Below are 19612 nucleotides of genomic sequence, written 5' to 3'. Positions count from 1 at the left end.
CGATCACCAGCGCCGGGGCCTGATTGCGGCCGCCGCTTCCACCTTGTTGATGGCACATCTGCCGGCCCTGACCTTCGCGCAGTCGCGCGCGGCTGGCGTCCCGCGCACGCCGGACGAGGCGCTCAAGCTCTGGTATCGCGTGCCGGCACGACAGTGGGTCGACGCCCTGCCGCTGGGCAACGGCAGTTTCGGCGCGATGGTCTGGGGCGGCACGGCGCGTGAGCGCCTGCAGCTCAACGTGGACACGCTGTTCGCCGGACGCCCCTACGATGCGAACCCGGGCGATGCGCAGGACGCACTGGCCGAGGTCCGCCGCCTGATCTTCGACGGCCGTTATGCGGACGCGGAAGCGCTGACCCAGTCGAAACTGATGTCCGATCCGGTCCGGCAAATGCCTTACCAGGCGCTCGGCGATCTGTGGCTGGATCTCGACAACCTCGGGGCGATCCACCAGTACCGCCGCGAACTCGATCTCGACACCGCCACCGCAACCACGCGTTTCCGCGCCGGTGATGTGGGCTACACCCGCGAGATCTTCATCTCGCCGGTCGATCAGTGTCTTGTACTGCGCCTCACCGCCGACCGCGCCAGGGCGTTGACCGGCTGGCTCTCGGCGGCCAGCGAACAGGACAACGCGATCACGGTGGAAGACGGCGCGCTGGTGATGCGCGGCACCAACGGCGCCCGCTTCGGCATCGAGGGGGGCCTGCGCTTCACCCAGCGCAGCCGGGTGATCGCACGCGGAGGCCGCATCGAGGCGGTCGGCAACCGGGTGCGCTTCGCGGATGTCGACGAACTGCTGCTGATCGGCGCCGCCGCGACGAGCTATGTGCGCCATGACGATGTCAGTGGCGATCCGGACCGGATCACGGCCGAGCGCGTGGCAGCGGCAACCGCGAAGGGCTGGGACGCGTTGCGGACCACACACCTCGACGCACATCAGCGTCTGTTCCGGCGCGTGCATCTCGATCTGGGCACCACCGAATTCGCGGCACGTTCGACGGACATCCGCATCGATCGCTTCGCCGGCCAGGACGATCCCGCGCTCGCCGCGCTGTACTTCCAGTTTGGCCGCTACCTGCTGATCTCGAGTTCGCAGCCCGGCTCGCAGCCGGCGAACCTGCAGGGCATCTGGAACGACCTGCTCGACCCGCCGTGGTCGAGCAAGTGGACCCTCAACATCAACACCCAGATGAACTACTGGCCAGCGGAGATGACGGCGCTGGCCGAGCTTGTCGAGCCGCTGCAGCGGATGATCGAAGACCTGTCGGTCACCGGCGCGGAAACGGCGCGGCGCATGTACGGTGCGCCCGGCTGGGTGGTCCACCACAACACCGATCTGTGGCGGCAGACCAGCATCATCGACGGCGCCCGCTTCGGTACCTGGCCGATGGGCGGCGCCTGGCTGCTGATGCATTTGTGGGACCACTGGGACTACGGCCGCGACCTGGACTACCTGCGCAGCGTCTGGCCGTTGTTCCGCGGCGCTGCCGAGTTCTTTGTCGCCACGCTGCAGGAGGATCCCGCGACCGGCGAACTGGTCACCAATCCATCGACGTCGCCCGAGAACCGCCACCCCTTCGGCTCGAGCCTGTGCGCAGGTCCGGCAATGGATTCGCAGCTGCTGCGCGACCTGTTCGACTGCTGCATCGAGGCGACCGCGTTGCTGGAGACCGACGCCGGTTTCGCCGAACAATTGCGCGCCACCCGCGATCGCCTGCCGCCGGATCGCATCGGCAAGGCCGGGCAGTTGCAGGAGTGGCGCGAGGACTGGGACATGGACGCGCCCGAGCTCCACCACCGCCACGTCTCGCATCTGTATGCGCTGCATCCATCGAGCCAGATCAACATGCGTGACACACCGGCGCTCGCGGCCGCGGCGCGAAAGTCGCTGGAGATCCGCGGCGACGATGCGACGGGCTGGGGCATCGGCTGGCGCTTGAACCTGTGGGCGCGCCTGCGCGACGGCGAACACGCCTACAAGATCCTCGAGATGCTGCTCAGCCCGGAGCGCACGTATCCCAACCTGTTCGACGCGCATCCGCCGTTCCAGATCGACGGCAATTTCGGTGGCACGGCCGGTATCACCGAAATGCTGATGCAGAGCTGGGGGGGCACGATCTTCCTGCTCCCTGCGCTGCCGCAGCGCTGGGCGCGCGGCGAGGTGCGTGGCCTGCGCGCGCGCAACACCGCGACGGTGGACATCGCCTGGGCCGACGGCGCGCTGTCGACGGTCACCCTCCGCAGCGCAAAGGGGGGGCGTTATCGGCTCGACTACGACACCGTCGAAAGCGCATGGACACTCGACGCGGGCCAGACGCTGACGCTGCACTGGAGCGACGGCGCGCTGCGTCGGCGCTAGACCGCAGAGCGGAAGCGCCCGGGTTCGTGGCCCGGGCGCACCGCGTCAGCGCACCCGGAAGTCGTCGAAGTCCGCGTACCCGACCCGTGTCGCGGTGAACGCCGGCGTGCCCGCCGGGCTCTGCGCGAACAGGCCCAGCTGCGCGCCCACCCATCGACCCGGCAGCACGTGGACCGGCTCGCCGAGCGCGGTCCAGGCGTGGCCGTCGAGGCTGTAGTGGAACTGCGCGCGCGCGTGATACGCGCGCTCCATCGACGGCCAGTAGCGTGTGGGATCGGCCGGCGGCGCGACCGCGACTTCGACCGGCGCGACATCGACGCGCAGGTGTACCGGGCCATGGATCGCGACGTCGGCGGTGACGCTGCGCGCGTCACCCTGCCCGGCCGCATCCTCGCGCGTGACCTGCACGAGACGGACGCCGTCGGCGGCGTGCTCGAGTCCGATCCAGCCGTAGGCCGCGCCGAACAGCGTCAGGCCCGCGCGCTCGCCGAGCGCGACCGGTGCGAAGTCCAGCGTCGTGGTCGCGCTGAAGGTCATGCCCGGCAACTTCTGCGACAGCACGTGGCCGGCTTCCCACAGGTTGACCGGCGACGAGGCCGACTTCAGCCGCAGCACGCCGGTGGCGGACGCGTCGTGCCAGTCGGCCGCCGGGTTCGATTGCCATTGCCAGCCGAGGTGGAAGCCGTCGTCGAAGCTGTCGTCGACGACCGGCGCGCTCATCGCCTGCGGCGGCAGTGCGGGTTTCGCATGCGCCAGCACCGGCTGCCCGCGATGCGTGCCCGGCTGCGGCGTGCCGACCAGCGGCCAGCCATCGGCGTTCCAGGTCATCGGCTGCAGATGCACGCGACGCCCGTACGCATCGGCATCCGAGAAATGCACGAACCAGTGTTCGCCCTGCGGGGTCTCGACCCAGCCGCCCTGGTGCGGTCCATTGACCGGGGTGTCGCCCTGGTCGAGCACATTGCGCGCCTCGTACGGCCCGGTGATGTCGCGCGCGCGGAACACGCCCTGCCAACCGCCCTTGACCCCGCCCGACGGCGCGAACAGCCAGTACCAGCCGTCTCGCTTGTAGAGCTTGCCGCCTTCGATGACGACCCAGGTCTTGGGACCGTCCGAGGTTTCGACCTGCGCCAGCGTGTCGCCGTCGACGATGATGCGTTCCTCGCCGACCGCCCGCGTGCCGCTGTCGTCGAGACGCTTGAGCGCGACGAGGTTGATCTTGCCCGACCGCGACTTCGCGTACGAATAGACCAGCCAGCCCTGGCCGTCGTCGTCCCAGAACGGCGCCGGATCGATTGCACCGCCCGGATTGTCGACCAGGATCGGCTCGCTCCACGGCCCCGCCGGATCGGCTGCGGTGACGGTGTAGATGCCGAAATCCGGATCGCCCCAGAAGATGCGGAACAGGCCACCGTGATGGCGGATCGCGGGCGCCCACACGCCGCCACCGCGGCGCGGCACGTCGTGATGCGCCTGCGGCAGGCGGGTGAGTGCATGGCCGACCAGCGTCCAGTTCACCAGGTCGCGCGAATGCAGCACCGGCAGGCCGGGTACGTTCGCGAAGCTCGACGCGGTGAGGTAGTAGTCCTCGCCGACCCGGACGATGTCCGGATCGGAGTAGTCGCCGGCCAGGATCGGATTGGCGTAGGTACCATCGCCCTGGTCCGGCATCCACACGCCGGGCGCCATCGGCGGCTGGGCGAGGACAGGCGCTGCGCAGGCCCCGGCAATCGCGACTGCCAGCAGCGCGGCGCGAAGGCCGCGATGCGCGGTCATCAACGCACCTCGGCGACGTTGTTGAGGCGGGTCACCTCCTCGTCGTCACCCGGCAAGGCGATGCGCACGCGTCCACCGCGCGGATCGATACCAGCCGCATGCTGCAGACGCAGCGTGGCCGTGCGCGGTTGCAGGTCGCGCGGTGCATCCAGTGCGGGAATGTCGGCGCGCGCGAGTTCGCGGCCCCATGCGTCCTCGAGGATCGCGACGCCACCCGGTGCATCGGCGTGGCCGAGGCTGTGGACGGTGACCTCGACCGCGCCGTCGACCACGCGCACGTCGCCACGACCGATGCCGATGTCGGCGCGCGTCTCCACCGGCGTGCCGGCTTCGATCAGCTCGAACTCGAACACCTCGGTGCGACCCGGCCCGAAGGCCAGATCCACCGACACGCTGGTCTCGAGCGTGACCTCACGCGTCTGCGCGCGACCGTCGATGGACTCGTCGCCATCGCGGTCGACGCCGCTGGTGATGCGCCAGCGCCCGGGCGCGACGTTCCAGCCGGTCATCGCCGCATCGGCCCGGCGCGCGCCGGTGTTGTGCGCGATCACCTTGAAGCGTTCGCGAGACGGCGCCGAGACCAGCAATGCGACGGCTTCGGCCTGCGCGTCGTCGGCGAAGCGCCAGCTCACGGTGTGGCCGGGATACGTGGTGTTGCGGCGCAGGGCCAGGCCGCCGAGACGCGCGCGCTGCAGGAACTCGCTGGGCGCGTCGACGCGATCCGACCACCAGTGGCCTTCGGTGTTCATGTACTCGCGCATCGCCTTGGCCCGGATGCCGTCGGCATGCAGGGCTTCGAGATAGGCCTTGTCACCGGTCTGCTGCCAGGCGAACACGCTCTGTACGCCGGTCTCGCCCTTGTCGGCCGACTGCTGCAGGCGCTTGCCCCAGTCCTCCCGCCTGCCGAGCACATCGACGTAGTTCTCGGCCAGGTTCGACAGGCCCGCGGGGCCGCTGCGGTCGACGCGGTACTGCAGCGGCCGCAGGTACTTGTCGTCACCCGTCCAGCGCCAGGCCGCCCAGTACAGGTGCATGGTGTCGGCGCCGCCGGAGCCGTCGAACAGATCGCCGCCGCGACGCTCGCTGGTTGCCCAGTTGATCTCGTTGGGCAACTGCCAGGCGCCCTTCTCGTCGGTATAGGCATGCGCGAGATAGCCGTCGGCGAGACCGGTGATCATCGCGCGGCTGGTCGGGTCGGCATTGAACACGCCGAGCACGAACGCCGGATGCAGCACCGGGAACGAGTACGGCTTCTGCCACTGCCAGCGCGGCTCGCGATAGACCTTGTTGCCGCCGAACCAGTTGCTCGAGAACAGCACGTGACCCTGCGGATTGCGCAGCACGATCTTCTCGTCGAGATCGCGGACGGTCTCCATCAGTCGCGTCGTGCTCAGCGGATCACCCCAGTTGAGCAGGTACATCGCGCTGTTGGTGTTGATGCCTTCCTCGTAGGCGTGCAGCTCGTCGGTCTCGATCGCCGACAGGCCACCGGCGAACATTCCGTGTGCGTAGGCCGCGTCGGCCAGTGCGGTGATCGAGGCATTGAGCTTGTCGGGGATCACGCCCATCAGCGCCAGGCCCGGCCACTGCTGAGACAGGTCGCTGTCGTCGGAAATGCCGCCACCGAAATCGCCGAACTCCGCCTGGCGCTCGTCGATCCACCACTCGACGAAGCGGCGCACGGCCTTGAGATCCTCGAGCTGGCGGAACGCCCACAGCGGCACGCCGGCCGGCGCCTGTGGCTGCTCGAACGGCGGCAGCCCCTGGCTGTTGTAGCTCATGTAGTTCCAGTAGAGCCGGCCGAGCTCGTGGTCGGGATCGACCCGCAGCAGGTCGCTGATGTCGGCATGGACGCGCGCGTAGAGACGCTGGCGCTGCGAGGTGGTGTGTTCCTCGACCAGGAAGCCCCAGTTGTCGCGCACCTGGTTGAAGCGGTCTTCCACGTGCTCGGCAATCGCCTGCTCGCGCGGCTTGTAGACCATGCGCACCTCGGCGCCGTCGAGCGTGCCGGCATTGAAGCCCTCGGCGGCCGAGGCAATGCTGATCCACAGGCTGTCGTCGGTGAGGATGCGGTCGCGCAGGTCCAGCCACAGCGTGCGCGCTTCGCCCGGCTTCACCGCGACCGAGACATCGATCATGTCGCGGTCCGGCCAGATGGGATCCTTGACGCGGATGTTGAGCGGGATTGCCGGGCTGCCATCGACGGTATGCGAGGCCGGCAGGTCGAGCGCGGGGATGTCGATGGCGACGCCGTCGAGGCCGTCGTACATGTTCTCCCAGCTGTGTGCCCAGCTGCGGATCAGCGGCTGCGCCGCCGGCGCGGCGCCGATGCCCGACGGAATCAGGATGTGGACGATGGGCTGATCGCTGGCCTCACGGGCCGCGTCCCGCGTGCGATACGCCGCGCGGCCGGGTAGCGCCAGCACCTTGCTGCGTTCGCCGGCCGCAAAACGGCTGTCGATATGGGTGCGCAGGGCGACGAGATTGTCGTAGTCGATCTCCGCGTCGCTGTGGATCGTGTAGCGCTGCTTGACCGAGCCCTCGGGCTCGGCCGCGTCGCTGACGTGATAGGCCCAGATCTCCTGGATCGGGGTTTCCTGGGCGGCGTTCTCGAAGCGCAGGTGGCCGCCGCGGCGCTCGTCGAACGTATCCACCGTGCGCACCACGCCCTGCGGACGCTGGAACAGCGGCGACAGCGACCCGGGTGCGTCTCCAGCCTGCGCCTGCCCGTAGGCCGCGCCGCGCAGTTCGATGCGGTTCCAGGGCTCGTCGGGCAGGGTCAGATCAAGCGCCTTGCCGCCGTCGACATAGGTATCCCAGTCCGGCAGCTGGAAGTAGTCGTCGCGACCGCGCAGCCGCGAGCGGTTGTAGACGCCCGGCCAGGTGGTTTCGGAGATGCCGTCGGTGCCCTTCCACATCCACTGCTTGAGGTCCCTGGCATCCGCGAACTCGACCTTGCGGATCGTGGTCGTCGCCGCTTCCAGCAGCGGTGGTGCCACGCCGTCCTGCCAGCCGTGACGGAACAGCCAGGCCGCATGCCGGCTGGCAGGCGCGACGGCGCTGGTCGGCGCGCGGAAGCTGCGCACGGCCTGGACGCCCGCGGTGTCGAGCATGCGGTCGTGCACACGGATGTCGTCGAAATCGCTGCCGCGCAGGAAGTTGTAACGGCTCTGCACCTGGTGCGGCGCGAGCACGCGTGCAGCCAGACCGAACTGGTCCAGGCCGGCATCGAAGTCGAACGACGCCTGGGCATTGGCCGGCCGCTCCTCGCGGCCCACTTCGCGGCCGTCGACATACAGGCGCACGCCGACGGTTTCGTCCCAGGCGAACGCGATATGGGTCCAGGCGTCGGCAGCCGGTGGCGTGTCCATCTTGAACGACACCCGCGAGCGCGCGAGGTTGGCATCGGTGACGAAGGCATCGAAGCCTTCGCCGTTCCAGTCGATCCGCATCCACGCCATGTCCCAGCTGGAGTGGTCGGCATAACCGGCGCGGAAGATCACGAACGGCGCCTCGCCGACGGGATCGCGCGAGCGCCAGAAGAAGCTCAGGGTGCCGCGCGCGGCATCGATGTTGCCCGGCGCATTCCAAGACAGCACGCCGTCGTCGTCCCACTCGATCGCGCGTCCGCGCGCGCCGCCTTCGACCAGACGCACCTTGTCCTTGAAGTTGGGCACCGGATCACCGAGCGCGGTGTCGGCGACGAAATCCTCATCGGCGGAGACGTGGAACAGCAGGCGCGGCGCCTCCTGGGCGTGCAGGGAGGCGGACAGCCCCATGGCGCAGGCGATGGCCAGCACCCGCTTCGACATCTGGTTCAACGTGTTCTCCTCTACAGCGCACCGGCGCGGAGCCGGCGCTTGGTTAACGGTGCCCCGCCGATGCGTGGGCGGTCGCCAGGCGCTGACGCCAGGCGGGCAGGTCCTGATCCAGCAGGCGCGCCGGCCAGACGCCGTACCAGGCATAGCCGGTCCGGCGCTCGTGCGACATGTCCGCCAGCGATGCGACGATGTCGCCACTGCGATCGACCAGCAGTGGCTGCTGCCGCTCGAGATCATAGAAGCGGGCCCACAGCCTTGCACCGGGCCGCGCGATCAGACGCACGTCGCGCGGACGCCCCTCGGACGCCTCATCGCGTTCGATTGCGATATCGGTGAGCGCATGCGCGCCGAACCAGGTGCAGGCGCGCTCGATCGCATCGATGATCGCCGGCGACGGAGCGGGCTGGCGCATCAGCAGGCGGACGATCGCCACCGATTCGCCGCTCGCCAGCGAGGGCGGTTCGTACTTGCGCGCAGTCGCCGGGACCAGGGTGGTCTCGTCGTACTGCGCAGCCCAGATCGTCGGCACGCCATCGATGCGCACCTGCAGGGACACGATCAACGCGATTGCGCGATCAACTGCGGCGCGGGCGGCTTCGCCGCGCAGCGGCGCGAGCCCGGCCACGTCGCCGCGCCCCTCCGCGATGTCCTGCAGCAGCCCGACGACCTGGGTCATCGCGTCGTCGTTGAAGGTGACCTGGCCGCGATAGCCGGAGCGGTCCGGGTGGAACTGCGGCCAGCCGCCATTCGCGTATTGGGCGGCCAACAGGTAATCGACGCCACGCAGCGCCGCGTCGCGGTAGCGGCTGTCGCCCGAGCGCTGCCCTGCCCCGGCGAGATGGACGATCTCGCGCGTGGTCGCATCGTTGTCGATCGTGGCATCGTCGGGACGCCCGGACCGGGCGAGCGCGGCGCTCGCCGCCGCATCGAACGGCCGCGCGTAGTCGATGGCCTTGCCGGCAAGATGCTTGGGCCAGCCACCCGACGCGGTCTGCGCCTGCAGCATGCGTTCGGCCACCGGGTCGGGCTCCGATGCGAAGACGCTCGTGGATGCGAGCAGACCGGACAGCAGGCAGATCCACGCCAGTTGCAGCACAGGAAAACGCAGTCCGGGCATCGGCATCCTCATTCGAATGGTTTCCAGTCCTGCATCAGTGTGACGGCATCAGGCGGCGCGCTGTCATCCAGGCGCCACGACACGCGACCATCCAGTGCGCTGCCCCGGCCGCTGTTGCCGAATTCGGCGAAGCGCGCGGTCTGCCGGTTCCCCGGCTTGCCCCAGTCGTGCCAGCCCTCGGCCAGTACCGGGGCATCGAACCGGCAGCCGACGAAATATGCCGCGCCGTGCGGGCGCCACGGCCGCCCGAGATAGACGCCCGCCACGCCGGACGCGGCGGTCAGCGTGCAGTCGCGGAACACGAATCCATAGGCCTGCTCGGGGGGCGTCGACGGCGCGGTGATGTAGCCGTCGCCCACCGAATGCAGGGCGCAGCGCTCGAACAGTGCAGTCGCTGCGCCGAAGATGTAATCGACCGTCCCCTCGACGCGGCAGTCGCGGAACCAGGCCAGCGTGCCGGCCTTGCGCAGGTACAGCGTGTCCTGGTGTCCGAGCAGGTGCACGTCGCGGAACGAGGCCCGGGTGCCGTCGACGACCAGCGCCACCGCCTGGCCGACCGGCCCGGCATCGTTGGCGATGGTCAGTCGCTCGGCGTGGAAATCGTCGGCGCGCACGAACATCGTCGCCGAGCCGTAGGTACCGAAGGGTTGGCCACTGCGCGGATCGATCCGGCTGGCGTAATGGTCGTGGACGATGCGGGTCTGCGTCGCGCCGGCACCGATGAAGCGGAGCGCGGGTGCGTCCGGCGGCACGTCGACCACCCCGCGCCACGTCCCCGCAGCGATGCGGATGGTCGCGGCCTCGCCGCCCGCCGTGGCCGCATCGACGGCGGCCTGGACGCTTGCGAACGCGCCACTGTCATGGCCGACCTCCAGAACGCGATCGGCCATCGCCGCCGGGCTGAAGGCCAGCGACGACAGCATGCCCAGGACACGCCCCCACCCCCGCCGCCGGAGCGGCGGGAGCGGGCGACGCGGGGAGGCCTCAGAAGCGATAGCGGGCACCGACGTAGTACTGGCGTCCGGTCACCGTGTAGCGATCGGGCAGCATCAGGTCCGAATCGACATAACGACGGTCCGGCGTGTCGAGCAGGTTGATCGCCTCGAACGTCAGGCTGAGCTTGTCGTTGACCTTGAACGAGGTGTTGAAGTCGACGTTGCGCACGCTGTGCTTGCCGGTGACGTCGGCGGTGGCCAGCTGGTTGCCGTCGAGGTCGAACACGTTCTCGCGGCTCAGCACCTCGCCGATGTAGCCGTCACGGTAGCTGGTCGAGACGCGGGCGCTGAACTTGCCGTCGTCGTAGTAGAGCGTCGCGTTGTACGAGTTCGGCGACAGGTTCACCAGCTGGTTCTCGGTGATCTGGGTGACGATCGCGCTGTTGCTGCTGGCGGCCGTGCTGAACATGTACTCGATGTCGGAATCGACGTGCGTGTAGTTCATCTGCACGCCGAAGTTGCTCCAGAAGCCCGGCAGGAAGGTGAAGGGCTGCTGGTAGGTCAGCTCCCAGCCCTTCAGCGGACCGCCCGGGGTGTTGTAGTAGCTCTGCACGTTGAACACCGTGTCGGCGGTGAAGCCGGGCGGCAGCAGATCCAGCGAATAGCCCAGGTCCGACCACGTCGTCAGCAGGCGCGTGCGCTGCACGTAGCTTTCGATGTCCTTGTAGAACACCGCCGCCGACAGCAGGCCGCCTTCGGCGAAGTACCACTCGGCGCTGAGGTCGTAGTTGGTCGAGCGGAACGGATCGAGCTTGGGATTGCCCAGGTTGATCGAGTAGAAGCGGCCGTCGTCGAAGAAGTTCGTCGGTCCACCGCTGACGCTCGGCGACATGTAGGCCAGCGTCGGGCGGGCCATGGTCTTGGCTGCGCCGAAGCGCAGGATGAAGCTCTCGGTCAGGTCCCAGGACAGGTTCAACGAAGGCAGGACATCGGTGTAGCTGTGGCCGACGCTGGTCGGCAGCACGTAGCGCTCACCGGCATCGGCGGTCGCGCTGGCGACGCCGAAGACGCTGGTGCAGTTGGCCTCACCGCCGGTCGGGCAAGGCGCCCAGCCATTGGCTTCGATCTGCGTCTTGACCAGGCGCGCGCCCACGTTGCCGCGCAGCGCGCGACCGAACAGGTCGGTGTTGAAGTCGAGCTGGGCGTAGGTCGCCAGGCTGCGCTCGCTCACGTCGAAGTTGTTGTTCGACGAACCGAAGTGACCGATACCGGCGAGGCGGTAGTCGCCGCCCGGCACGCCGCTGTCGGCGTTGCTGTAGATGTCGAGCAGGCCGGCGATGCGGTCGAAGTCGGGAATCAGCCATGAGCCCGGCATGTTGCCCGAGAGGTTGTTGCCGAAGCCGTCGAGCGTGGTGCTCAGCTCACCGACCGTCACCCCATCCGGCAGCGCCTGCGGCAGGCGCCCGTAGCTGATGTGCCGGTACTCCTCGCTGCGCATCTCGTAGTCCTTGAACGCCAGACCGGTGCGGAACGTCAGGCTCGGGTTGATATCGAACGAGAGGTCCACCTTCGCGGAATCGAAGGCATTGCGCACGTAGCTCGGGTTCAGTCGCGCCTCGCTGATGTTGGCGCCGCGCGCGGTGCCGTTGCTGTTGACCGGAACCGCGCCGTAGCCGAGCCATTGCCAGGAGTCGGCGCTGCTGGTGTCGAAGGGGAAGGTCATGCTCGGCATTTCGGGATCGCCGCGCAGATCGAGCACGAAGCCGTCGAGGTTCGCATTGTCGAAGCTGACCATCGAGAACACCGGCCGCGCGTAGTCCGACGTCGAGGTGCCGACGGTGGCGTCGAGGCGCACGGCATCGTTGAAACGATGCTCGAGCTGCATGCTGAACTGCTTGAACTCGGTCGATTCCTCGATCTGGCTCGATTCGGTGCGGAAGTCGACGTTGTCGAACACGCCGTAACGCAGCCGGTTGCGCTCATCCACCTCGACCTCACGCACGACGATCTGGGTCTTGCCACCGAGGTTGGCCGCGCGGTGCAGGTTGGCGCCGAGCGAATCCTCGCGCTGATCCTTCTCCAGCTTGGAATACAGCGCATCGACGCTCAGCAGCGTGTCGTCGCTGATGCGGAACTGGAACGCGCCGGTGACACCGAGGCGCTCGATGTCGTGCTGGGTGCGGATGTAGCGCGGATAGCGCGGCAGCCAGGCATTGGTCGCGGTCTCGTAGGCGGCGATGTTCTCGGGCGTCGCGGCCGGACGCGCCAGGCCGGTGCCGCAGTTGTTGGCATCGATGCCATAGCTGCCCCAGCCGTTGTTGCGGTCCTGGTTGGCCTGGCTGCCGGTACCGGCAGGCGTCTCGTTGGAGAGCGGATTGCGCGGCGTCTGCGGGTCGTATCCGACCGGCGAACAGAAGCCGTAGGTGCCGTTGTTGCTGGCGTTGGACTGGTTGGAGTTGCGGTGGTTGCCGTGTTCCCAGCGGACCGGGTTGTAGCCTTCCTCGAAGATCGTGCGCTGGCTGTAGGACGCCGAAAGCAGCGCGCCGACACGGCCGTCGGCCCAGGTGTTGCTGATCAGGCCGGAGACGCGCGGATCGTTCTCTTCCGACAGTTCGTTGTAGCCGAGCTGGGCGCTGGCCGATGCGCGGAAGCCCTTGAAGTCGAACGGGCGCGAACCGCGCAGATCGACGGTGGAGCCGAGCGAGCCTTCGTCCATCTGCGCAGACTGGGTCTTGTTGACCTTGACCTGGCTGAAGAGTTCCGAGGCGAACGTGTTGAAGTCGAAGCCGCGCGAACGGTTGACGCCGGCGCTGCCGCTGCCGGCGGTCGCCAGTGCCTCGAGCCCGTTGAGACGCACGCGGGTGAAGTCCGAACCCAGGCCACGCACCGAAATGCGCTGGCCCTCGCCGCCTTCGCGGTCGATCGAGATACCGGCGATGCGCTGCAGCGATTCGGCCAGGTTCTGGTCCGGGAACTTGCCGATGTCCTCGGCGAAGATCGCATCGACCTGTTCAACGCTGTAGCGCTTTTCGTCGAGCGACTTCTGCAGGCTCTCGCGATAGCCGGTGACGGTCACCGCCTCCATGTCCACCGCGCGATCCGGGGCAGGCGCCGTCTGCGCCGCGACCGGCGCAGCGAGCGCCATGGCGATCGCGGTGGCAAGAATGGTAACCGGTGTCTTTTCCGCCCGTGGTGCAAACTTCATGCGTTCTTCTCCGAGGGTCGACCTGCGCGCCAGTACGGCGCCGATAGTGTGTAGGGACCACTCGGCGGACGCCGAAGGCCAATGACACCGATGGTCATTAAATTTCGAGCGCAAAAATAACAGCGACGTCACGCCCGGGCATCTTGCACTGCAGCACACACCCTTCGCGCCTGGCGGACATGGTGCTGTTCGGGCGCCGTCGGCGCGTCCTCAGGGCAGCCCTCTACACGCGCCGGCGCTGTACGCAGTCGTGCATCCGCACCGCGTATCGCACGGGTCTGGGCTCCCGGGGGTGTCGTTTTCATTGTCGACCGGCGCAAAAAAAAACGGGACGGCAGCTGCCGTCCCGTTCCGGACCCAAGGCGCTCTGCAATCAGAACTTGTAGCGCAGGCCCAGCAGGTACTGGCGACCGGTTTCGCTGTAGTCCAGCGGCAGTCGCGAGTTGGCACCGACCCACGACGCCGAGGGCTCGTTGGTCAGGTTGATGCCTTCCAGGCTGAGCTCGATCTGGTCGCTGATGCGGTAGCGCAGCGAAGCGTCGATCGTGGTGGTCCCGTCCTGGCCGTGCACGTCCTCGTTGAAGCCCTGCTCGGTGCCGGGCACCTGCAGCAGATAGTCGTCGCGGTTGGTCGCGGAGATACGACCCGAGAACGCGGTGCCTTCGTAGTACAGCGTCGCGTTCCACGCGTGCTTGGAGAGGCCGACCAGATCGGTTTCCAGCGAGCTTGCGCCCGAAGGGAGCACGTATTGGATCTGCGAGTCCACGTAGGTGTAGTTGAGCTGCGCGCCGAAGTTGCTCCAGATGCCCGACAAGAACGTGAAGGGCTGCGTGTAGTTGGCTTCGAAGCCCTTGAGCTCACCGCCCGGCGTGTTGAGCGGCACACTGAACACGAAGTCGTCATTGACCGTGGCGCCGGTGCCTTCGAGCAGGCTCGCCGGGAGGCCGCTCGATGCATAGCTGCGGACCTCGCGCGTGGTCTGCACGAAGGTCTCGATGTCCTTCCAGAACAGCCCCAGCCCCAGCATCGCGCCTTCGTCGAAATACCACTCGAAGCCCAGGTCCACGGTGTTGGCACGGATCGGATCCAGCGCCGGGTTGCCGCCGCTGACGGTGCGTGCGCCGCCGCTGACATTGACCGTGACACCGGGCGTCAGGAAGCCGAGGCCCGGACGCGACATGACCTTCGCCGCACCGAGGCGGACCAGGAAATCCGGAGACACTTCCGCGACCAGGTTCATCGACGGCAGTGTGTCGCTGTACTCGCGCGTCACGGTGGAGACCACCGGGCTGCCGCTGGCCGTCGCCGTACCGGTCGACGTCTGCTTGGTCTGCACGTAGCGCACGCCGAAGTTGCCGGAGAACGGAATCGCGCCGAGATCGGTCGAGAACTCGCCTTGCAGGTAGACGCCGCGATCTTCTTCCTCGACGCTACGGCTGTTGAGCGCACGTTCGCTGAGCGCGAAGGGGCCGGTACCGCTGTAGATGTCGTAGTAGTCGGCGATCCGGTCGTAGCTGGGGATGACCCAGGTACCCGGAGAGCCATTGATGCCGCTGAGGCTGGCTGGCGCGGTCAGGTCGGTCGGCACGATGTAGCCGCCGTTCGCGAAGGTCGGCACGCCGGTCAGGGCTTCGGTAGAACGGCGCAGTTCGCGGGTCGAGAACGTGTAGTCCTTGGCCTGCACGCCGCCCTTGAGGCGGAAGCCCGGGCTGATGTACCAGTTGAAATCGAGCTGCGCGGTGTCGAACTCGTTCTCGACGTACTGCGGACGGATGCGGATTTCCGCCAGCGTCCAGCCGGTCGGGTCGGTCGGATCGATGCCGTAGTTGAGGACCGGCCGGTAGTAGTCGCCACGGTAGTCGTAGCTGAAACCGTCGACGTTCGCCTTGTCCATGATGATCGTCGTCTGGATCGGATTCTCGTGCTCCGAAGACGACGTCCCGACCTTGCCCGAGATCGTGAAGTCCTCGGTCAGCTCGAACTTGCCGTCCAGCGTGAGCTGCTTGAATACCGTATTCCACTCGTCGTGGCGGCTTTCGGAGCGGATGTCGACATCGTCGAACAGGCCGTAGACCAGCGCGCCATGACTGTCGATCGCACCATCGCGCACGATCGTCTGCGGCTTGCCGGTGCCGCTGCGGCTGAACGAGATCGCCTCGATGTACTTCTCGTCGCGGATCGCGTCGATCTTCGAATAGAGACCGTCGAGCGAGAACTCCATCCGGTCGGTGGGCCTGAACTGCAGCGAGGCGGTGACGCCGGTGCGCTTCTGGTCGTGTTCCATCAGGGTGTAGCGCGGAAAGCGCGGATGGAAAGTGTCCGCCGACAGCGCAGGCGTATACGGAGACGCCGCATTGAAGCCGCCGTTGCTCGGTCCGTTGGCCCAGCGGCCGCTTCCCGAGCCTTCCTCGAGCGTCTGGCGCTCGGTGTATGCGACCGAGACCAGCGCACCGAAGCGCCCATCGGCCCAGGTGTTGGAGAGCAGGCCGGCGACGCGCGGATCGGCTTTCCCGGCCATATCGCTGTAGCTCGCCTGGCCACTGGCGACCACGGTCAGGCCGTCATAGTCGAAAGGACGCGCCGTGCGCAGATCGACGGTCGCACCAAGCGAACCTTCCTCGACTTCCGCCGAAGCGGTCTTGCGCACGATGAGCTGCGAGAACAGGTCGGAGGCGAAGACATTGAAGTCGAAGCCACGGCCGCGATTGGACCCGCCGCTCTGGTCCGATGCGCCGACGGTGGTCAGCGCTTCCATGCCGTTGATGCGCACGCGGGTGAAATCCGGGCCAAGGCCGCGGACCGAAATCGCGCGGCCCTCGCCGGCGTCGCGCGTGATCACCACGCCCGGGATGCGCTGCAGCGACTCGGCAAGATTGAGGTCGGGGAACTTGCCGATGTCCTCGGCCACGATCGCGTCGACCACGCCAGCCTCGCCACGCTTGATGTCGAGCGCGCGCTCGACACTGGCGCGGTAGCCGACCACGCTCACCGTCTCGAGCTGCGTGGCATCGGCGGCCGGCGCCGCGTCTTCTGATCCCTCGCTCGCGGCGGTCGATTGCGCGAGGACCGGCATGGCGACGGCCTGCAGCGCGATCGCGATGCTCATGGCCAGCAAGGTAACCGGTGTCTTTTTTGTACGGAGCAACAGCGTCATGCTCTCCCCTCCCAGGGTGCAAAGCGATCTTGGCGCGTCTTGACTGCCTCGGCGCGCTTGTTATGGTGTTGGACGGTGTCCGATGACACCGCGGGCCAAACGCTAGCAGAGCGGATTCTGCAACGCATGTTGCGCCGCCGCATCGCTGCCTGGCGCCGGCCCGGGCTTCCACTTCCCAAGGCATCGCAATGGGCAAACGTATCCTCTGTTTCGGCGAGCTCCTGCTTCGCCTCGGCGCGCCAGGGCGCGAATTTCTGCTGCAGTCGCGGCATCTGGACGTGCATGTCGGCGGGGCCGAAGCGAATGTCGCGGTGTCGCTCGCCCGGTTCGGCCACGAGGTGGCCATGGCCGGAACGGTTGCGTCGAATGCGCTGGGCGACGGCGCGATCGGCGAGTTGCGCCGGCATGGCGTCGACGTGTCGCGCATCGCGCGCGCAGCCGGGCGCATGGGCCTTTACTTCTTCGCGGCCGGTGCAGGCCTGCGGCCCAGCGATGTGGTCTACGATCGCGCCGAGTCCGCGTTTGCCCAGGCTCCCGCAGCCAGCTACCGCTGGCCGGAGATCCTGGACGGTGCCGAGTGTCTCCACGTTTCAGGCGTCACGCCAGCGGTCGGCCCCCGCGCGGCCGAAGCGGCACTGGCCGCGGTGCGGGCCGCGCGCGCGCAGGGCACGACCGTTTCGTTCGACGGCAATTTCCGCCCCAAGCTGTGGGCGGCCTGGAACGACGCACCTGCACCGCTGCTGCGAAGCCTGCTGGCCGAGGCCGACATCGCGTTCATCGATCACCGTGACATCGATCTGGTGCTTGGCACGGAGGACGGGGAAGCAGGGGAATATGCCAGCGCCGAGCGCACCCTGCAGGCATCCGCACGCGCATTCGCCGCGTTTCCGCATCTGCAGCGCATCGCATGCACGCAGCGCACCGTGCACAGCGTCGACCGGCATTCACTGGGTGCGCTGATGGTGCGTCGCGGCGGCGAGGTGCAGCGCATCGACCCCCTGCCCGTCGACGGCATCGTCGACCGTATCGGCGGTGGCGACGCGTTCGCGGCCGGGCTGCTGCACGGCGTGCTGTCGGGAATGGACGATGCACGGACGCTGGCATTCGGCCTGGCGGCGGCGCGGCTGAAGCACAGCGTGCCTGGCGACTTCAACCTGGTCGGGGCGGCAGATGTCGAAGCGCTCGTCGACAGCGGCCGGCTCGACGTGCGCCGCTGAGCGACGCGCGGCGCGCAGGCTCCCGGCACCAACGAAACGGCCCGCCAATGGCGGGCCGTTCGCGTTCTGCGGATCCGGTGGCTCAGAACTCGCAGAAGCAGTACGCGACCGCCTTGACCGGGCGGCCGGGCTGCGGCGAGATCACGCTCTCGAGCAGCTGCAAATCCTGTTCGGCGCGCGGCACCACCCGCGCCAGCAGTCCACGGGCGATGTCGCTGTGGCCGACCAGGGCGCCGCCCAGGCGGCCACTCACGAAGCCCGTCAGGAAGCGGCCGAACGGGGTCGCGGATTTTTCGATGTAGCGCACGCGCCAACCGTCACTCTCCAGACCACCGAGTTCGGCGGCCTTGGCGATCGCCACGCGCAGGCCGCCGAGTTCGTCGACCAGCCCGCGCGCGAGTGCCTGATCGCCGCTCCACACGCGCCCCCGCGCCACCAGATCGATCTCTTCCGCGCTGCGGCCGCGCGCGTCCGCCACCTTGTCGATGAAGTTGCCGTAGCCGCGATCGATGATCGCCTGGATCGCCTGTCCGGCTCCGGGCTGCAGGGGACGGGTGAGGTCGAACGCTCCGGCGATGGGCGTGGTGCCGACGCCGTCGGTGTGCACGCCGATCTTGGCCAGGGTCCGCGGGAAAGTCGGAACCACCGCGAAGATGCCGATCGAGCCGGTGATCGTCGACGCATCGGCGTAGATGCGATCGGCGTCCATGCTGATCCAGTAACCACCGGATGCGGCGACATCACCCATCGACACCACCACGGGCTTGCCGGCGGCCTTGAGCGCAACGACCTCGCGGCGGATCTGCTCGGAGGCGAACACTTCGCCACCGCCCGAATCCACCCGCAGCACCACCGACCTCACGTGCTTGTCCTCGCGCGCCTCGCGCAGCAGCGCGGAGGTGGACTCGCCACCGATCGCGCCCGGAGGCTGGTCGCCGCCGGTGATGTTGCCTTCGGCGACGACCACCGCCACCTGGGCGCGCCGGTCGACACCGGTGACCGGCGCCACCTGGGCGAGAAAATCGTCCATCGACACCTGGCGGAAGCCACCATTGGCGTCGTCATCGGCCACGCCGCGCTCGACCAGCAGCTGCTCCACTTCCTCGCGCGTCTTCAGGCCATCCACGAGCCGCTGCGACAACGCGTAGCGGGCCAGATCGCCCTGCGCCGCGACGATGCCCTGCGGCAGGGTGTCGATGCCCGCATTGAGCACCTCGGGCGCGATGCCGCGCACCCGGCCGATGTCGGCCACGAACCGCTGCCAGATATCGTTCATCCAGTAGAGGTCGGCCTCCTTCGCTTCGGGCGAAGCCCCGTCGAGGATGTAGGGTTCGGCCGCGGACTTGTATTCGCCCACCTTGAACAGGTGCACATCCACGCCGAGCTTGTCGGCCAGCGCCTCGTGGTAGTACTGGCGATAGCCGCTGATGCCCTCGAGCATCATCCCGCCTTCGGGATCGAGATAGACCTCGTCGGCCTGCGCGGCGAGCAGGTACTGCTGCTGGCCGAAGTATTCACCGAACGCGACCACCTGCTTGCCGGCCGCGCGCACCTCGGCAATCGCGTCGGCGACTTCGCGCATCGAGGCATAGCCGGAGAACGTCATGCGGTCGGTGCGCAGCAGCACCCGCTCGATGTGGTCGTTGGTCTTCGCCGCTTCCAGCGCGCGCAGCACGTCGCGCAGCTGCACCTCGCCGACGCCGCTGCCGCTGCTCTGCGCCAGCGCGCGCATGAAGGGATCGGTGCGGTACTGCTCGACCAGCAGTCCTTCCGGGGCGACGACCAGCGTGGTGCGTTCGAGCAGCGGCGCCTGGCGCCCGCCGCCGCCGACGATTGCGATCAGCACCAGCAATCCGACGAGCAGCACCAGCCCGAAGAACAGCAGGTTGAGGGTCAGCCGGCGGATGAAGTTCATCCCGTCCCAGATGCCGACGATGAAGCGCGTCAGCGGCGCGCGCGGGGGCTGCACAGTACTCATGGGTAGAACGACTCCATCGGAAGAAAGGCTGGCTGCAACTGCGGACA

Annotated in this window: 9 protein-coding genes; 2 read left to right on the top strand and 7 right to left on the bottom strand. The window is 68.0% G+C overall.

Annotation, left to right across the window (positions count from 1 at the left end):
* Positions 1 to 49: 49 nt before the first annotated feature.
* Positions 50 to 2362 carry a glycoside hydrolase family 95 protein gene (locus EGK76_RS01045; protein WP_233580122.1) on the top strand — a complete coding sequence of 771 codons (2313 nt, stop codon included), beginning with the start codon at positions 50 to 52 and terminating at the stop codon, positions 2360 to 2362.
* Between the two features lie 45 nt (positions 2363 to 2407).
* Here the strand turns inward: EGK76_RS01045 and EGK76_RS01040 are convergent, their stop codons facing one another.
* The 6 genes from EGK76_RS01040 to EGK76_RS01015 form a co-directional block, all read right to left on the bottom strand.
* The gene (locus EGK76_RS01040; RefSeq protein WP_199730824.1) at positions 2408 to 4138 is read right to left on the bottom strand and encodes a glycoside hydrolase 43 family protein; all 1731 of its coding nucleotides are present in this window, start codon (positions 4136 to 4138) and stop codon (positions 2408 to 2410) included.
* Complete coding sequence (locus EGK76_RS01035) at positions 4138 to 7917, bottom strand: LamG domain-containing protein (protein ID WP_233580182.1); 3780 nt, start codon at positions 7915 to 7917, stop codon at positions 4138 to 4140. Before EGK76_RS01035 ends, EGK76_RS01040 begins: the two co-directional genes overlap by 1 nt.
* An 85-nt stretch (positions 7918 to 8002) precedes the next feature.
* The gene (gene pelA, locus EGK76_RS01030; protein WP_123831254.1) at positions 8003 to 9076 is read right to left on the bottom strand and encodes a pectate lyase; all 1074 of its coding nucleotides are present in this window, start codon (positions 9074 to 9076) and stop codon (positions 8003 to 8005) included.
* An 8-nt stretch (positions 9077 to 9084) separates the two neighbouring features.
* A complete protein-coding gene (locus EGK76_RS01025; RefSeq protein ID WP_123831252.1) occupies positions 9085 to 9999 on the bottom strand; it encodes a pectinesterase family protein in 915 nt (304 codons plus the stop codon).
* Between the two features lie 61 nt (positions 10000 to 10060).
* Complete coding sequence (locus EGK76_RS01020; protein WP_096299927.1) at positions 10061 to 13216, bottom strand: TonB-dependent receptor; 3156 nt, start codon at positions 13214 to 13216, stop codon at positions 10061 to 10063.
* A 373-nt stretch (positions 13217 to 13589) separates the two neighbouring features.
* The gene (locus EGK76_RS01015) at positions 13590 to 16370 is read right to left on the bottom strand and encodes a TonB-dependent receptor (protein WP_179948196.1); all 2781 of its coding nucleotides are present in this window, start codon (positions 16368 to 16370) and stop codon (positions 13590 to 13592) included.
* Between the two features lie 188 nt (positions 16371 to 16558).
* On the opposite strand from EGK76_RS01015, the gene EGK76_RS01010 reads away from it, so the two are divergent.
* Positions 16559 to 17587: a sugar kinase gene (locus tag EGK76_RS01010; RefSeq protein WP_096299929.1), complete on the top strand. Its 1029-nt coding sequence runs from the start codon at positions 16559 to 16561 to the stop codon at positions 17585 to 17587.
* An 82-nt stretch (positions 17588 to 17669) separates the two neighbouring features.
* Here EGK76_RS01010 and sppA read toward each other — a convergent pair whose 3' ends face one another.
* Entirely contained in the window at positions 17670 to 19565 is a 1896-nt protein-coding gene (gene sppA, locus EGK76_RS01005; RefSeq protein WP_123831250.1) for a signal peptide peptidase SppA, read from the bottom strand.
* Positions 19566 to 19612 lie beyond the last annotated feature (47 nt).

Origin of the sequence: Luteimonas sp. 100069 (genome assembly GCF_003813845.1) — a bacterium.
GTDB lineage: Bacteria > Pseudomonadota > Gammaproteobacteria > Xanthomonadales > Xanthomonadaceae > Luteimonas > Luteimonas chenhongjianii.
Note: the sequence above shows the minus strand (reverse complement) of the source record. Positions and strands in the feature narration are given on the sequence as shown.

What these genes read in the sequence shown, in the direction of transcription:
- EGK76_RS01045 (WP_233580122.1), top strand. Translation starts at nt 50, where the DNA reads ATGGCACATCTGCCGGCCCTGACCTTCGCGCAGTCGCGCGCGGCTGGC.
- EGK76_RS01040 (WP_199730824.1), bottom strand. Translation starts at nt 4,138, where the DNA reads ATGACCGCGCATCGCGGCCTTCGCGCCGCGCTGCTGGCAGTCGCGATT.
- EGK76_RS01035 (WP_233580182.1), bottom strand. Translation starts at nt 7,917, where the DNA reads ATGGGGCTGTCCGCCTCCCTGCACGCCCAGGAGGCGCCGCGCCTGCTG.
- pelA (WP_123831254.1), bottom strand. Translation starts at nt 9,076, where the DNA reads ATGCCCGGACTGCGTTTTCCTGTGCTGCAACTGGCGTGGATCTGCCTG.
- EGK76_RS01025 (WP_123831252.1), bottom strand. Translation starts at nt 9,999, where the DNA reads ATGCTGTCGTCGCTGGCCTTCAGCCCGGCGGCGATGGCCGATCGCGTT.
- EGK76_RS01020 (WP_096299927.1), bottom strand. Translation starts at nt 13,216, where the DNA reads ATGAAGTTTGCACCACGGGCGGAAAAGACACCGGTTACCATTCTTGCC.
- EGK76_RS01015 (WP_179948196.1), bottom strand. Translation starts at nt 16,370, where the DNA reads ATGACGCTGTTGCTCCGTACAAAAAAGACACCGGTTACCTTGCTGGCC.
- EGK76_RS01010 (WP_096299929.1), top strand. Translation starts at nt 16,559, where the DNA reads ATGGGCAAACGTATCCTCTGTTTCGGCGAGCTCCTGCTTCGCCTCGGC.
- sppA (WP_123831250.1), bottom strand. Translation starts at nt 19,565, where the DNA reads ATGAGTACTGTGCAGCCCCCGCGCGCGCCGCTGACGCGCTTCATCGTC.